This is a genomic window from Plantactinospora solaniradicis, assembly GCF_042658085.1.
Lineage (GTDB): Bacteria > Actinomycetota > Actinomycetes > Mycobacteriales > Micromonosporaceae > Plantactinospora > Plantactinospora solaniradicis.
The window spans coordinates 113,944-130,184 of sequence record NZ_JBHSPR010000013.1 but is presented as its reverse complement, the minus strand read 5'-3'; the positions used below and the strand labels follow the sequence as shown (position 1 = coordinate 130,184).

Sequence of the window (16,241 nt, the reverse complement as noted above, 5' to 3'; positions counted from 1 at the left end):
GAGTCTTCCCTTCGAGCCTCAACCCTTGGCCCTGAACGCGATCTGGAGCGCAGGGCTGAAGTAGGCGGATGCTCCGCCGCGTACGTCGCCGGTGCTGGAGGCGATCGTGATCTCGTCGCTTGACACTCCGCCGAGGAGGGGAAACGCGGCGCCGGTGTCCTTGAGCCGCTCCGGGCTGCCCTTGGGGGACTTCGGGCTGAAGTAGTCTTCCATCGCCACCAGCAGTGACATCGTTCCTGCGCCCGACCAGGACGCCGCCTGGTAGCAGGCAAACGGCTCTTGTGGACCGGGGCGGGTGGCGAACACCCGGCCGGATCCGAACGCATCGACTCCCCACCCGAGCTTCCAGGGAAACTCCGGTGGCGACTGGTCCCGGAACATGAAGTCAACGCGGACGAGCGCGGTCCTGGTGGGGTTCGCAGACGGGGTGCACTCGGCGAGCGTCGCGAAGTCATGGTGAGCGCTGAAGGCCGCCGGCTTGTACGCGGTGAGCATCACCGTGCCCTTGTAGCCGTCCTTGGTGGCGAGCGCGAAGGTCACGCTGCCCCGGACGACTGCGGTGGTATCGGCGGCCGCTGCGGTCGTCGGCGAGGGCGACGGCGTCTGAGCCGGCGCGGTGAAGGCGGGTTCGTCGAGGTCCCCGGGACCCGAACCCGCACCACCTCGCGATCCGCACCCGGCGATCATCGCGACGCAGAGTAATCCCATTGCGAGACCAAACCCGTAACGTTCCAGCATGCTGCCGTCTCCCTACTACCCAATCACCCAAGCCCGGCAACCGACGGTAGTGAATGGGTCGCACCTTGGCTGCCACCCGCACGGGGGACAATTGGCGCCGCCAACGCCGGTTCCGTCGGCCAGCCGACAGGGGCGGAGGCTTGGCTACCGCCCGGTACTGCTGAACGCTGGCGCGGTGGACGCGACAACGTCGGCGCAAGGGAACCTTGAACAGGTCACCGCGCGCATCAGCGGCTCGCTGCGGCTGACCAGCGCCCTGTGGTGTGGTCTCGGTGCCATGCTCGCGCTCGGGCCACCGGCGCGGCGGAACGCCGTCGTCATCGCGGTCATCGTGGTCGTGCTCTGGTCTGTCGGCTATTGCGCTTTCGCGTGGCGGAACAGGCTCGGCCGGGCATTGCTCTTCGGCGACCTCGCGATCGTGGCATCTCTGTGCGTCGCCCAACCCTGGTTGGTGGCGGCGGACCGCCTGCCGGAGGGGGTCGGCTGGGTGACCCCGCTGACCACGGTGGCGATCGTGGCAATGCAGTTGTGTGTGCCGGCGGCGACGGCGATTCCCGTTGCCCTGGTACTCGGGCTGCTCCATATCGCCGTCGCCGCCCACATGGTCGGACTGGCCTCGATGCGAGGCCTTGCGGTCACCCTGGTGCTCCAGATCGTCCTGACGGCGCTGATGATGGTGCTGCTCAGACGGGTGGTGTCCCGCGCCGACCTGGCGATGGCCCGGGCGACGCGCGGCGCGGTGCGGACCGAGTCGGCACGGCGACGTCTGCGGGCGGAACGCGAGTTTCAGCGGATGATCCACGACACCGCTCTGGCAACCCTGACCATGGTCGGCAGCGGTTCAATCGGCAACGACACTGGCCTGCTACGAACGCAGTGCATGAAGGATCTGGCCGAGCTGCGCCAACTCGGCGCCGTTCCCGGGCGGCTCCACCCGGCGCCGGTCGACGTGGTTGACGCCTTGCGCAGCGCGGCCGAGGACATGGTCGCATCGCAGTTCGCCGTCGAACTCAGCATGCCCGACGCGCTGGTCCTGCCGGACGATGTCGCGGACGCGCTGATCCGCTGCACCCGTCAGGCGCTGATCAACGCGCGGCACCACGCCCGAACGGCGGGCGCGGTGGTCACCGTCTCTCGGACCACCAGTGGTGTCAGGGCCCAGGCGCCGGATGTCGTCACTGTCAGCATCGTCGACGAGGGCATCGGGTTCGACGTGAACGATTCCGCCGAGGACCGTCTCGGTCTTCGATACTCCATCCGCGACCGGATGTCCGACGCCGGGGGTCATGCGACGATCCGTAGCGTCGCCGGCGCAGGCACGGAGGTGAGACTGCAATGGCCCGCCTGACTGGTCGGTTGGCCGTACGCATCGTCGACCGGCATCGTGAGGCGCTGGAGATCGGGGTATTCGCCCTGGCGGCCGGATGGCACGTCTGCAACGACCTGCCGATGCTCCTCAGCAACCGGCACCTCTACAGTTCCTTCTCCACGGCCGCACTCGCGTGGTCGGCATTGACCGCGATCATCTGCTACACGGGTTGGCGGCTGGTGGCGTCCAGTGCACCGCCACGTGCCGCGCTACCGCTCGTTGCAGCCGTCCTGGTGCTCGGCGCGGCGGTGGTTGCCGTCTGTCCCCCCGGGCATCTCGTCTCGATGGCCAACTGGGCGTTCGGCGCGGTCGGCTGGATTACGGTCCTCGTCATGGTGCGGGAACCGCGCCACACGGTCACGGTCATCCTGCTCGGCCCGGCCGCCACGCTGGCAGCGGTGCTCTGGCACCGGGCGTTCGACCAGGTGCCGTCGTTCATCATCGCCGGGTACGCGATCTGCGCGTTGCAGATCGCGGTCGCCGCCGGGGCACGCCTGGTCCGGATGAACGCGGAAGACGCCATGGAGCAGGCAGGGGTCGCCGCAGAGCGCGAGATCGAACAGCGGTGCGCCGAAGAGGCGCTGGAAGACCGCGTGCGGCGCTACCTTGCCGTGCGCCCGGCCACCGAGGCCCTGCTCGTCGGGCTGGCCGACGGGACGCTGCTGCCGGACCGCCCCGACGTGCGCGAGATGTGCGCTATGGAGGCCGCCACGCTGCGCCGACTGTGCCTCGAAGGCAACGACGTACTGCATCCGCTGCTGCGGGACCTCCACGAGTTCGCCGGCAACGCCCGGCAGGCGGGGCTTCGGGTCGAGCTGCAGACAACCGGCGAGGTCGGCGAGGTTCCCGATGCCGTGCGGGCCGCGCTGGTCGGTCTCGCCCGCCTCGGCTCGGCACGGGCCCGGGGCGTCGTGCGGGTGACCGTGCTGGCGACGACGTCGGATTTGAGACTGGGCGGTACGGCGGACGGCCCGCTGCCCGACGACCGATTCCCTGTGCCGGAAGCCGTGACGGTCAGGCACGGCGGCGGGACCGACCGTTGCTGGTGGGAGGCGACATGGAAAAGAGGATTCGGGTACTCGTGATCGATGACCACCCGGTAGTGCGTTCGGGCGTCATTTCTTGGTTGACGGAGCCGGGTTCAAACATCGAGGTGGCGGCCACGGGCGACACCCTTGCCGCGGTCTACCTGCAACCGGGCAGCGACGCCGACGTCATCGTGCTCGACCTGGAGCTGGCAGACGGCAGAGTCAGCGCCGCGAAGGTAGGAGATCTCGTCGCCGCCGGAAGGCGGATCGTCATCCTGACCCAGCACACCGATCCGGCAACGATCCGTTCGCTTCTCGACGTCGGGGTGCATGCGGTGCTGTCCAAGATGGAGGGCCCGCAGTTCTGCCGCGATGCGGTCCGCGCCGCCGCGGGCCAGCAGTACTCAATGGGTCCCCTCAGTGCCGCGGCCATCGTGACGGACGAACGTGTCGGACGCCCCAGGCTGTCGCAGCGTGAGCGCGAGGCTCTGCAACTCCGCAGCTACGGATTATCTCGCGAGGAAATCGCCGACATCATGGGAGTCAAGATGGAGTCGGTGAAGACCTACCTCAAGCGTGCCGGAGCAAAGTACGCGCAGCGGGGCCGGGCAACTAGTGCCCGGCAGGATCTGACCGTCCGGGCGCTGGAGGACGGCATCGTCACCGTCGCGGAGTTGAGCACGCAGATCGACCGGAGGCATACCCAGTAGGAAGTGCCGGGTACGGGCACAGCGCCCGTACCCGGCACCTGTCGCTCAGAGCTGGCGCACCCTGACGTTGCGGAACTCGATCAGGTCGTTGGTGCCGTGGTTCTGCAATCCGACGAAGCCGCTCAGGAACTGCCGCAGGTCGGTGGGCGGGTCGCCCTGGCGGGACGACTGCTTGCCGGGAGTGTTGTCGAACTCGGCGATCACCACACCGTTACGGATCATGGTGTAGTGCTGGCCGATCACGCGGACCTCGTAGTCGTTCCACTGGTTCTTCGGGGTCACCCCGGCCTTGTCCAGAGTGTTCGGGGCGAAGTTGTAGACCGAGCCGGTCTTCTGCGGCTCACCGGTCTCACCGTCGTAGATCTGGATCTCGTGACCGCAGTAGATCGCGACCCAGGCCTGGGAGCTGCGGGCCGACCCCACCGTCCCGCAACTGCCCGGCGGACGCTGGTCCAGCGGAGTCCTCGGGTCCGGGAACCGGACGAAGATCCCACTGTTGGCCCGGACGTTCTCCGGGGAGATGTCGCGGAACTGCACCTTGATCGAGTAGTCGGCGAGCTGCTGGTCCGCGTACCACAGCATGCCAAGGCCACCGGAGCTGCGGATCGAGCCGTCGGGACGCAGCGCGAACGACCCGCTGGGTGCCTGGCGCCAGCCGGCGAGCGACCTCGCCGATCCGTCGAAGATCGGCTGGTAGCCGTTGGTGGCACCGATCGGGGACTGCGTCCCGGCCTTTCGTAGCGCTCTCATCTCGCGGTTGTCGATGACGTGCGCCGCGGTCAGCTCGGCGAGCACGCCGTCGAGGTGGGTGACGAACGACGCCCGGTTCGGCCAGGTGGTCTCGTCGTCGATCAGGTCGTTGATCGTGCAGCCGCCGCCGACCTGTCGGTTGGCCACCCCGGTGTCGGTGTCCAGCATCCAGACCGTCGGCCGGGCGTCGGCGGCACCGCAGCCGGCGTTCACGTCGATCTTCCCGGTCACCACCTCGCCGTCGGCGTAGGTCACCTTCAGCGTCGCCTGGAAGGTCCCGTAGCGCTTGTACGTGTGCCTCGGGTGGGCCGCCGTCGACACCTTGCTGCCGTCGCCGAAGTTCCACTCCCAGGCCACCCCGCCGACCTTGGCGGCGGAGAACCCGATGGTCCGGGGCTGGCTCGGCGCGACCGACTGCGCCGTGGCCAGGCTCGGGTTCGGGGTCGCCTGACCACCCTGGTACGTGATGCGGATCAGCTTCTGGTTCGCGTGCAGGCTGAAGAAGCCGCTGGCGTAGTCGAGCATGTAGAGCGCGCCGTCGGGCCCGAACTTCGCGTCCATCCAGGACTGGAGCTGGTTGGCGCCGTTGCCGCCCTGGATGATGCTGCGCAGGTCCTCGGCGAAGGCCGGCGCCCCGGCCTCCCGGGCCGTGGCCGGGTCGACGGTGACGGCGACGCGGTTGTTGGCGTTGGACTGGTCACCGATGAACCACTTGTTGTCCCAGTACGCCGGCCAGGCGACGCCGCTGTTCACGTCGACCTTCGAGCGCTGGTACGTCGGCCCGTCCATGATGGCCTGACCGCCGCCGCTGAGGTACGGCTGGGTGAAGGTGGCGTCCTCGGCCTTGTAGGTCGGCAGGCCGCTGCCGTCGGTGCGCTTCGGGAAGACCGGCCCGCCACCCTGCGGCGAGTACCAGATCATGTTGTCCCGCACCGGCGGGAGGTTGACCAGACCGGTGTTGCGCGGCGACTCGTTCTTCGGGTTGTCGCAGTCGTACCAGCCGGTCAGCACGGTGGCGTCGGTGTTGCTGCGGTCCCGGTACGGCTGCCGGTTGCCCATGCAGTACGGCCAGCCGTGGTTGCCTGCCGAGGTGATCACCGTCGCGGTCTCGTACTTCGCCGGACCGAGGTTCGGGTCCGGTGCCCCGGCGTCCGGGCCGACCCAGGCGGCGGTGAGCCAGTCGTTCACCGGGTCCCACGCGATCCGGGCGATGTTGCGCACGCCCATCACGTAGATCTCCGGCCGGGTCTTGCCGCCGCCCTGCTCCTGGCCGGTGAACAGGTTGTCGTCGGGGACCGTGTAGGTGCCGTCCGGCTCGGGGTGGATGCGGAGGATCTTGCCGTTCAGGTCGTTGGTGTTGCCGGAGGTACGGCGGGCGTCCTGGAACGAGGTGCCCGCGTACTCCTGGGTCCAGTTGTTTCCGGAGTAGCCGTTCGACCCGCCGGAGGAGTTGCTGTCACCGCTGCCGATGTAGAGGTTGCCGGACTCGTCGAAGGTCATGCCGCCACCGGCGTGGCAGCAGCTGTGGATCTGGGTGTCCCAGTGCAGCAGGTCCTTGCGGGTGCCCTGGTCGATCGACTGCTGAGCGTGGTCGTACGTGAACCGGGAGACCGTACGCTGTCCGATCCGGCGCTCCCGGTCGATCGACTCGTGCGGCATCCAGTAGGCGTAGAACCAGCCGTTCTCGGCGAACTTCGGGTCGAGGGTGATGCCGACCAGGCCCTCCTCGTTCTTCACCAGCTCGCTGCCGCTGCCCCGGTTGCCCATCACCTTGAGCGTGGTCAGCAGCTTGACCTGCTTGGTCTTCGGGTCCCACTGGTGGATGGTGCCGCAGCCCAGCCCCACGTTCGGGTTGGCCCAGTCGGCGACCGGCCCGCTCGGGCAGGCGGCCTTGCCGATGTAGAAGACCTTGCCGTCGGGCGCGATGGTCAGGCCGTGCGGCTCGCCGATCTGGTCGAGCTGACCGGACTGGTTGGTGGCGGTCAGCCGCTCGATCTTGTAGTTCGCCGCGATGGTCGCCTGGCAGTCGCCGCGCACCACGCCGGTCGTCCACTGGAGCGCGCCGAGCAGGTGGCTGCGGAACTGCGTGTCGGTGGTGTAGCTGGCCTCGGTGCGCCCCATGCCGGTGTAGAACGACCGGCCGCCGTCGTAGTCCCGGCACCAGGAGATCGGGTGGAAGGCACCGTTGCCACCCAGCCCGGCCTCGTAGGTGTTCTCCTTGACCTGGGCGATCGTGTGCACCCGGCCGACCGGGCTCGGGTCCCAGTTCATCCACTGGTCGGACCGGGTCCAGTTCAACGGCAGGCCCTTGTTCGCGGGGTGCTGCCGGTCGACCACGTCTACCACGGCCTCCTGCACCCTGCTCTCCGGCGCGGGTCCGGCGTCCGGGCCGATCAGCCACAGTTCGGCGAGCTGGATCAGCGGCTCACCGCTGTTCGCGGTGATGTTCAGCCGGTAGTGCTGGTAAGCCTGGGTGTTGGCGAAGGTGTACTGCTTGGTCTGGAACCGCCCCGAGAAGGTCTCTCCGGTCCGGCGGTCCAGGTCCGTCCAGGACTCGCCGTCGGCCGACCCCTGGAGGGTCCAGTCCTTCGGGTCACGGCCGGTGAAGTCGTTCGCCGACGTCAGCGCGTACTGTGCGATCGCCTTCGGCTCGGCGAGCTTGGCGACGACCCAGCCGGTCGGCGTACGGGTCAGCCACTTGGTCCCGGTCGACCCGTCGATCAGGTTCTCGGCGATCTCGTTCGGCGGGTTGCCGCCGCTGGCCGTGACGCTCTCGATCTTCTCCGCGTTCGGCAGGCTCGCCGCCGGGCGGGTGCCGATCAGACCGGTGAACCACTCGGAGCCGGGCTGCGCGCGGGCGGCGTCGTGGATGCCGAGGAACCCGCCACCCCCCTTGACGTACGCCTGGAACGCGGCCTCCTGGGCGTCGTTCAGCGTCACCCCGTTCGCCGAGAGGAAGACGACGCTGCGGTAGCGGTCCAGGTTGTCGGGGTTGAAGACCGACGGGTCGCTGGAGTCGTGGACGTTGAAACCGTTCTCGTTGCCCAGCTTCCGGATGGTGTTGACGGCCCTGACGACCGGGTCGTCCTGTGACGCGGCCGGGCCGTGGAAGACCAGCACGTTCACCGCCTGGCCGCCCCAGGTCGGCGCGATCCCGCCGACGCTCGGGTCCGGGGCCGCGGCGACCGGCGCGCTCAGCAGACCGAGCGTGAGCACGGCACCGGAGGCCAGGGCGACCGCGCGGCGGAACGGTCCGGCACCGCGACGCCGTGCCGGGGCGACCGGGTCGAGCGCGGGGGACGAGAGGTCAACGGGGTCGGGACGGTGTCGCCCGACCGATCGGGATAGCCGGAAATGGCGTTGGTGAGCCATTTCTCCTCCTCAAGAGGGGGTACGAAGAGTCCTTCGGGCGGTGGCAGGGTGTCAGGGTCGATCTCGGATGGGGGTGTTCCGGGTCAGCGGTGGTTCGCGTGCGCCGCGGCCGGTGCCGGGGCGCCCTGTGCCGGCGGGGCCGGCGTGTGGCCACCCGCGTGCGGTGGCATCTGCCCGTTCTCGTCGAGGACGTGCAACGTGGTCGACATGCCCAGGTCGGAGTGGAACTGCATGTGGCAGTGCAGCATCCAGTGCCCCGGTCCCACGGAGTCGCCCGCGACGAACTGCACGCCGAAGGTGTCACCCGGACCGAGGGTCTTGTTGTCGATGACCGGAATCGAGTCGATGAGCGCCCTGTTGGCGCCCTCGACCATGCCGGTCCGGGTGTCCGCCCAGGAATGTCCGTGCACGTGGAACGTGTGCATGTCGTCCCCGAGGCCGATCACGATGAACTCGACCCGCTCGCCGAGCTTGGCGACCAGGCAGGTCGGACCGGGCTGCGGGTTCACCGGGTCACAGGTGTCCGCCTCCGCGCTGCGCCGCAGGTTGATGGTCTGCCGGTCGCCGAAGGCCGTCACGTAGGTCCGGTCGGGCCTCGGGTCTCCCTGCCGGCGTACCACGAGACCGCCGAACAGCCCGGAGCGGAGACCCTGGGTGCCGTGCGGCCCGCCGACCACGTGGTCGTGGTACCACCAGTAACCGGCCGTGCCCTGCGAGGTCGCGGTGCGCGGCTTGGCGTACCAGATGTACGTACGCGACCCGCCCGGCGGCACGAAGGAGTCGCTGTGCACCGTACCGTCGGACATCTGGGTGTACTTGACCCCGTGCACGTGCAGCGAGACACCGATCGGATGCGCGGGATCGGTGCGCAACTGCTCCAGGGTCGCGGCCGGCACCTGGTTGTGCAGGGTGATCGCCAGACACTCTCCTTCGATCATCTCCATCGTCGGCCCGGGATAGGAGGCCGTCTGCGGGGTGAGACCGTAGCCGAGCCGGACCTGGTTGGTCACCGGGTCCTTGGGCAGCTCGACCGCGTACAGGGTCAGCCGGCGGTCCGGCGTGACACAGCCCGCCGGCCGTTCCGCCGACCGGGCCGCGGGAGCGGCCTCGACCGCCCGCTCGGCCGGACGGGCGGTGGTGCCGCCGGCGAGGGCGAGTCCGCCCGCGCCGACCAGCGTCACCAACATGACGGCCGCCACCAGCACCGCCCGGCCGGCGCTCGTGCCGAGCAGCCGGACCGGCGTCGCCGGGCGGGGATCCGGCCGGTCGGCGGGCGACGAGAGTACGACCTCGCCGAGGTCGTTCGTTTCCTTGTCCAACGTTCTATCCAATCGCTCGGCCAGCACCGATGGCACTGGTGGGCGGAGATCAGACGGCCCGCGGTGCCGGCGTCACGGCGTCAGCGGGGCGATCCTGACGTTGCGGAAGCTGACGATGTCGCCGGTGCCGTGGTTCTGGAGGCCGACATAGCCGCTCGCGTGCTGGCGTCCGGCGCCGCCGGGATCGTCCGCGCGGGGCGGGGTGAAGACGGCTTCGGGAACGTTGACGTACTCGTTGATCAGCTTGCCGTTGCGGAAGACCGAGTAGTGCTGGCCCACGACGCGGATCTCGTAGTCGTTCCAGGTGCCCTTCGGGGTGACCGCTGCGCCGTCGAGGTCGATCCGGTCGAATCCGTACACGGACCCGCTCTTGTACTGGTCGCCGTCGGTCCGGTCGTAGATCTGCAACTCGTGGCCGTACTTGATGGCCACCCACTCGGGGCGGGACTCCTGCGGGTGCTGGTGCACCTGCGGGAAGCGGACGAAGACTCCGCTGTTGGCGCGCCCGTCACCGGGGGCGTCGTCGCGCCACTGGAGCTTCAGGGAGAAGTCGCCGTAGCTGCGGACGGGGAACCACAGCATGCCGAGGCCGTCGACGGCCCGACTGGTGATCGACCCGTCGGCGTTGCGGGTGAAGCCGCCGGCACCGACCTGCTCCCACAGCTTGAACGAGGCGTTCGAGCGGTCCAGGAGCGGCTGGTAGCCCTGCTGCTCCTCGGACCTGCCGACGCCGGACTCGCGGGCCGTCCGGATCAGGGCGTTCTGCTCCTTCAGGAGGATCTGGCCCCGGTGGTGCAGGCGTTCGGCGACTTCCCGCACGTGGGCCACGAACTCGCTGTTGTCGGGCCAGGCCCGCTCGTCGGAGATCAGGTCGTTGATCGAACAACGGCCCTCGACGACCCGGTTGGGCACGGCACTGTTCAACGTGCCGATCCAGACCGTCGGCCGGGTGTCGGTCACCATGCAGGACGGTGCCGGCGGTTTGCTCGCCACCACCGTGAACGTGGTCGACGCGGTTCCCGAGACGTTGCCGGCGCGGTCGGTGGCCCGGTAACTGACCGTGTGTGCACCGGGGGTGTTGACCGTGAGCGGTCCGGAGTAGACGGTGTAGCCCCGCCCGTCGAGCGCGTACTCGACGCGGTGGACCCCGGACCCGGCGTCGGTCGCGGTGAGCACGATGGTGGCGCTGCCGACGTACGCCCAGCTCCCGTCCTGCTGTCCGGTGATCGCGGCGTTCACCGTGGGGGCGGTGGTGTCGGGGTTGCTGGGGGTGGCGACGGTGAACGAGACCGACCCGGGAGTGGAGGTGTTGCCGGCGACGTCGGTGGCCCGGTACGACAGGGTGTGCTGACCGGGCTGGTTGACCGTCACCGGAGCGGTGTATGCCGCGTACGGCTGGCCGTCGAGGGAGTACTCGACGAGGTCGACACCGGACCCGGCGTCGGTGGCGGTCACGGTCACGGTGGCCGCACCGACGTAGGCGCCGTTGCCGTCCCGGTTGCCGGCGACGGTGGCGGTCGCGGTCGGCGCGGTGGTGTCACCCGGCCGCTCGACCACCCGGAACGTGACGGACTGCGGGGCGGAGGTGTTGCCCGCCCGGTCGGTGGCCCGGTAGTCGACGGTGTGCTGACCGGGCGTGTTGACGGTCACCGGAGCGGTGTACGCCGCGTACGCCTGCCCGTCGACGGAGTATTCGATCTTCTCGACACCCGACTCGGTGTCGGTGGCGGAGACGGTCACCGTGGCGGCCCCGAGGTAGCCGCCGTTGTCGTCGCGATCGCCGGTGACACCGCCGGTCACGGTCGGCGGCGTGGTGTCCGGGGCCGACGTGTCGGCCACCTCGAACGCGACGGACTGCGGGGCGGAGGTGTTGCCCGCCTTGTCGGTCGCCCGGTAGCTGACCGTGTGTCGACCCGGCTGGTGCACGATCACCGGTGCGGTGTACGTGGCGTAGGACCCGCCGTCGAGGGAGTACTCGATCCGTTCGACGCCGGATTCGGTGTCGGTGGCGGTCAGGGTCACGGTGGCCGTGCCGACGTAGGCGTCGTCGTCGTTCTGTTCGCCGGTGACTGCGGCGGTCACGGTGGGTGCGGTGGTGTCGGGGTCGGCTGGGGGTACCACCTGGAAGGCGGCCGACTGTACGGGGGAGGTGTTGCCGGCCACGTCGGTGGCCCGGTACGTCACCGTGTGCTGCCCGGGGGCGCTCACCGTGACCGGTGCGGAGTAGGTGCCGTACGCCCCGCCGTCGAGGGAGTACTCGACCCGGCCGACGCCCGATCCACCGTCGGTGGCGGACAGGGTCACCGTGGCGGCGCCGACGTAGGCACCGTCCTCGTTCCGCTCACCGGTGACCGCGGCGGTCACCGTCGGCGGGGTGGTGTCCTCGCCGCCGCCGCTGACGACGAGTAGCCCGGTCATCATGCCGTGCCCGGGTATCGCGCAGAAGTAGCGGTAGGTGCCGGCCGTGAGCACCACGTCGACGGTCCACCGGCCCTGGTTGCTGTCGAACGGGTCGGCGAGAATGTTCACGTCCACGTCGCGGTTGTACTCGGGATTGCCCGTGTCGAACGTGAGTGTGTGCTGCATGCCGCTGGTGTTGCCGGTCGCGACGCTGTTCTCGAAGACGAGGGTGGCCGCCCCGGCGACCGCGGTGGTGGGTGCGGAGGCGTACGCCTGGGTGCTGTCGCCGGCCGTCCACGTGAGCACCTGGGCCTGCAGTCGACCGGCCGGTGCGGGGCCGTTGGCCGGTCCGGTGTCTGCCGGTCGGGCGCCGGCCGGAACGGCGGCGAGCGCGGATCCGGCGAGCAGGATGGCCATTGCCGCGAGCATCCTCATCGGTCGGCTGGGCCGGGCCGTGGCAAGCCGGGTGAGCAGCCGCGTCCGCCTTGGCGGACCGCATCGCACAGGGGAAGCTGGCATGTCGAACACACCTTTCGCGAGTCTTGCAGGGACGTCGACGACCCGTGGGGGCTTCGCGTGGATCGACGGACGACACGGCGGTAGACCGCACATCGGCTTGATCCACCTAGGTGGTCCGATGCTGCGGCTGCCGGCCTGTCGAGGCTGGCGTGTTGATGGATGGCTTTCGATTCGGTGGGTGGTGGACGAGGTCGGACCCGCGACGGGGGTTGCGCCGACCGCGTCGCCGAGCTGGCGAGGGACGACGTCGTTGCGGGCATGGCGCGGGGGGCCGCGCCGGGGTGGTCTGCGGGCACGCCAACCTGGAGAGTGGGCCGCCCCGATCACGCCGTGACTCTCAGACGACGAGTTAACCGCGCCGCCGGTTACCTCGTTGAAACATGTTGATGTTGTTCGACACTAACGGCCTTGGCGTTGATATGTCTAGATCTTTCGGTGAATCGATCCGTACTTTCGTTTGCGGTGACAAAAGAGTCGAACGGCGAGCGCAAGAGCGTCCTCCAACGTGGTGGCTCTCAATCATTAGTAAAGTTTACGAACAGAACATGTTACCGTCATTCCCATCGATGTGCGGCCAGCCATCGGCCCGATACATCCCAGGAAGGAGTGACCACATGTCGAGACTGCGTACCCTGGTCGCGCTCGCGGCGCTGGTTGTCGCAAGTGGACTCGTGGCGATCATCCCATCGACCCCGGCATCGGCGGCTGCCTGTGCGGCGCCGTGGCAGTCCTCGGCCGTCTACTGGGGAGGCGACCAGGTTTCCCGCAGCGGGCGCAACTACCAGGCGAAGTGGTGGACCCAGAACGAGGCTCCGCCGGGCACCACCGGCGTCTGGCAGGACCTCGGCGCGTGCGACGGCGGCAGCACGCCGCCGCCGACGGGAAGTTGCAACTACCCGAACTGGGCCGCCGGCACCTGGTACGCCGCCGGGAGCATCGTGCGGTACACCAACGGCCTCTACTACATCGCCGAGCACGACAACCCCGGCTACGACCCCGTCGTCAGCACCTGGTACTGGGAGCCGTACACCTGCGGCAGCCAACCGCCCACCAATCCGCCCACCAACCCCGGCGGCTTCGTGGTCAGCGAGGCGCAGTTCAACCAGATGTTCCCGGGCCGCAATTCCTTCTACACGTACTCCGGCCTCGTCGCCGCCCTCAGCGCCTACCCCGCGTTCACCAGGACCGGCAGCGCCACGGTCCAGCGGCAGGAAGCGGCGGCCTTCCTGGCGAACGCACACCACGAAACCGGCGGACTCGTCCACATCGTGGAGCAGAACACCGCGAACTACCCGCACTACTGCGACCCTGGCCAGCCCTACGGCTGCCCCGCTGGGCAGGCCGCCTACTACGGGCGCGGGCCGATCCAGCTGAGCTGGAACTTCAACTACAACGCGGCCGGGAACGCTCTCGGGCTTCCCCTGCTGACCAACCCCTGGCTGGTGCAGAACGACGCCGCGGTGGCCTGGAAGACCGCCATCTGGTACTGGATGACCCAGAACGGGCCGGGCACCATGACCGCCCACAACGCGATGGTCACCGGTGCCGGGTTCGGCGAGACCATCCGCAGCATCAACGGCTCGATCGAGTGCAACGGCGGGAACCCCGCCCAGGTGCAGAGCCGCGTCGCCAGGTACCAGCAGTTCGTCGGCGTTCTCGGCGTGCCGGCCGGAGCCAATCTCTCCTGCTGATCCGCGGCGCTACCGCTGATCCGCGATCGGGCCTCGTGATCCGTCGCGCCGACGGGTCACGAGGTCCGGCATGCGGGCGGCCCGGCCCCCGGCGCGAGGCGGTCGCGTCGACTACCGCGCGGCGCGGGTGGGGAGCGAGGCGCGGTCGGCGGCCTCCCGGCCGGACTCCCAGCCCTCGTGGCTGTCCACCCGGCTGCCCCGGACCCGGACCGTACGCGGGAACACCCGCTGCATGGTCTCGCGGACCTGCTCGTCCCGGGAGGCGAGCACCGGCAGCAGGTCGGCCGGGTCGGTTACGTTCCCGTCGCCGGAACCGGTGGCGTCTTCCACCGCGGCCTGGGCGGCGCCGGCGAGTCGTTCACCGATCCGTACCGCGAACGCGACCAGGAAGGACTGGCGGAACGTCTTCAGCCGGGCCCGACCTGCCTTGCCGCCCGGCGGCTCGGCCCGGGCCATCGCCCGGTGAGCCTGCACCAGCAGGGAGGTGTAGAGCAGGTCGACCGCGTCGATGTCGGCGTCGAAGCCGAAGACGGTGCTGAACGCCAGCTCGGGTGACCAGACCGTGTGGCAGCGGTTGGCCCGGGCGACGGCGTCCAGCAGGGAGGCCTTCTCCCCTTCGTATGCGTGGTCCACGCCGATCCGGCGCGCGAACGGCACCACCTTCGCCGGGTCGCCGCCGCGCGCGACCAGTAGCGCCACGTCGAGGCTGTGCCGGGTGACGAGTTCCTGGGCCTTGGCGGTGTACGCCTCCGCCTCGGCCGGGAACGAGGTCGACTCCGCCTTGGCCAGCAGGGCACGTACCCGGTCCAGCAGCCGCTTGTCGATCCGGGACGACCCGACGGCGCCCGTCCGGTCGGCCGACGCGGCGGCGGTTCCCGGCGGCGGGACGAGCACCTCGATCGGCGGGAGCGTGGCCAGGAGGGCGAGCAGACTCAACATCAGATCGAGTACGGCCACCCGGTCGAGCCTCCGGCGGGTGGCGACCTCGTCGAGGTACGTCGCGTCGCTGGCCCACCAGACCTGCGCGCCCAGCGTGTCCGCCTGCGCCAGCCACCGCTCGTCGACCGTGGCCCGGGGAAACTGCCGTAGGTGCGCGGCGACCGCGTCGGTCACCAGGTCGGCCTGTTGCGGCTGGCCCCGCCGGATGACCACCCGGCGCAGCTCGGCCGGCTGCCACCCGCGCCTCCACAGCCTCGCGCACGCCTCGTGTACCGCAGCGACCAACGCCGGGTCGACCTCGGCCGACGGTGTGACGGTCAGCGCATCCAGCCCGGATTCGTAATCCACCGCTCCGGCGAGAACCGCCCTGATCCGTTCCCGCACAGATGTCACCAGTACGAGGCTACGGGCGCCGGGCCGGGCGGTTCACCTGGCGGGCGCGATCAGTGGCGGTTCACACCGCGCGAAGCGGAGCGGACAGCACCTCTGTCCGGCTTCTGCCGGTTCGTCCCGTCGACGTGGGATCATGTCTAGAACGGTGTCGCCTCGGCCAGCAGTCGGTAGATCGCCCCGTGCACCCTTGGTTCGGAGTCACAGGATGACCACCTGGCGCCGGTACCGTTCGGCGTGTAAACCCCATACATCATCGGATCGGAACAATTCTGCGACAACGGCCCCCATCCCTGTTCGGCGAGCCGATCCGGGTCGGCGAACAGCGCCAGCAACTCGCGGTGTTGCGCTGCGGTGAGATGGCCACGGGTCAGTTCCGGTGCTTTCGCCGGGTCGCGGTAGAGCCATCCGCCGCACTTGTCCACCACCATCTGGTGATCCTCTTCCTTGCCGGCCGGCGGCAGAGGGCTCCGGGACACGTCCAGCATGTACTCGACGGCCGGATCTTCCCGGTCGGTACTCACCGGTTCGCCCGGGGCGGAAGTCGTGCACACCGGCGGGGGTGGCGTCGGCGCCGCAGCCAGAAGGCCGGCGGTGTGGCACCTGTTCTGGAACTCCCACGACTCGATGACCAGACCCACAGTGACCCGCGGGACCCGGTCCCGGTCATAGCGCCTGGCAGCCACGACGTAGTCGATCCGGAGGTTGATGAGCTTGCCTCCGGTGACGATGTCCTTGTCGGTGGATCGGCGGGCGTCGGCTACGACCGCCCTCATCACTTCCACATCGTCCGGCTGCATCCGATCCTGGGCCACGTCGTTCGCCTCGCAGGCCTTCCGCCCGAACGTGTCCTCGATAGGGGTCGGGGCGGTGCCTGGTGCCGACGGCATGGCCGAGCAGCCAGACAGGATGAGTAGGAGGGTGACCCCCACCGTGGACCAGGAAGATCGTTTCACGCCGGGCAGCCTACTGCCGGCGCCGCACCGCCCCGGTCGGCTGGCTGGTCGTACCTGGAC

10 protein-coding genes are annotated in these 16,241 nt (G+C 69.5%); 4 read left to right on the top strand and 6 right to left on the bottom strand.

Annotation, left to right across the window (positions count from 1 at the left end; translation table 11 throughout):
* Positions 1-18: 18 nt before the first annotated feature.
* Positions 19-687, bottom strand: a complete 669-nt coding sequence (locus tag ACFP2T_RS18470; protein WP_377423305.1) for a hypothetical protein — start codon at positions 685-687, stop codon at positions 19-21.
* A gap of 226 nt (positions 688-913) precedes the next feature.
* Between ACFP2T_RS18470 and ACFP2T_RS18465 the strand changes: the two genes are divergently transcribed.
* The 3 genes from ACFP2T_RS18465 to ACFP2T_RS18455 are packed head-to-tail and all read left to right on the top strand — an operon-like array spanning position 914 to position 3,845.
* A complete protein-coding gene (locus ACFP2T_RS18465; RefSeq protein WP_377423303.1) occupies positions 914-2,086 on the top strand; it encodes a sensor histidine kinase in 1,173 nt (390 codons plus the stop codon).
* Positions 2,074-3,192 carry a hypothetical protein gene (locus ACFP2T_RS18460; protein ID WP_377423300.1) on the top strand — a complete coding sequence of 373 codons (1,119 nt, stop codon included), beginning with the start codon at positions 2,074-2,076 and terminating at the stop codon, positions 3,190-3,192. The genes ACFP2T_RS18465 and ACFP2T_RS18460 overlap by 13 nt, the downstream gene beginning before the upstream one ends.
* Positions 3,165-3,845, top strand: coding sequence for a response regulator (locus ACFP2T_RS18455; RefSeq protein WP_377423298.1), 681 nt, complete (start codon positions 3,165-3,167; stop codon positions 3,843-3,845). Before ACFP2T_RS18460 ends, ACFP2T_RS18455 begins: the two co-directional genes overlap by 28 nt.
* A gap of 45 nt (positions 3,846-3,890) precedes the next feature.
* Here ACFP2T_RS18455 and ACFP2T_RS18450 read toward each other — a convergent pair whose 3' ends face one another.
* From ACFP2T_RS18450 to ACFP2T_RS18440, 3 genes are all read right to left on the bottom strand, one after another.
* Positions 3,891-7,967 carry a ThuA domain-containing protein gene (locus ACFP2T_RS18450; protein ID WP_377423295.1) on the bottom strand — a complete coding sequence of 1,359 codons (4,077 nt, stop codon included), beginning with the start codon at positions 7,965-7,967 and terminating at the stop codon, positions 3,891-3,893.
* A gap of 83 nt (positions 7,968-8,050) precedes the next feature.
* Complete coding sequence (locus ACFP2T_RS18445) at positions 8,051-9,286, bottom strand: multicopper oxidase domain-containing protein (RefSeq protein WP_377423292.1); 1,236 nt, start codon at positions 9,284-9,286, stop codon at positions 8,051-8,053.
* A gap of 72 nt (positions 9,287-9,358) precedes the next feature.
* On the bottom strand, positions 9,359-12,205 hold the full coding sequence (locus tag ACFP2T_RS18440; RefSeq protein WP_377423290.1) for an OmpL47-type beta-barrel domain-containing protein: 2,847 nt from the start codon (positions 12,203-12,205) through the stop codon (positions 9,359-9,361).
* A 614-nt stretch (positions 12,206-12,819) separates the two neighbouring features.
* Between ACFP2T_RS18440 and ACFP2T_RS18435 the strand changes: the two genes are divergently transcribed.
* Complete coding sequence (locus ACFP2T_RS18435; protein ID WP_377423288.1) at positions 12,820-13,896, top strand: glycoside hydrolase family 19 protein; 1,077 nt, start codon at positions 12,820-12,822, stop codon at positions 13,894-13,896.
* Positions 13,897-14,007: 111 nt separating this feature from the next.
* Here ACFP2T_RS18435 and ACFP2T_RS18430 read toward each other — a convergent pair whose 3' ends face one another.
* Together ACFP2T_RS18430 and ACFP2T_RS18425 are read right to left on the bottom strand one after the other, a co-directional pair.
* On the bottom strand, positions 14,008-15,228 hold the full coding sequence (locus ACFP2T_RS18430; protein ID WP_377423286.1) for a DUF2786 domain-containing protein: 1,221 nt from the start codon (positions 15,226-15,228) through the stop codon (positions 14,008-14,010).
* A gap of 137 nt (positions 15,229-15,365) precedes the next feature.
* On the bottom strand, positions 15,366-16,181 hold the full coding sequence (locus tag ACFP2T_RS18425; RefSeq protein ID WP_377423284.1) for a hypothetical protein: 816 nt from the start codon (positions 16,179-16,181) through the stop codon (positions 15,366-15,368).
* Between the last annotated feature and the right edge of the window lie 60 nt (positions 16,182-16,241).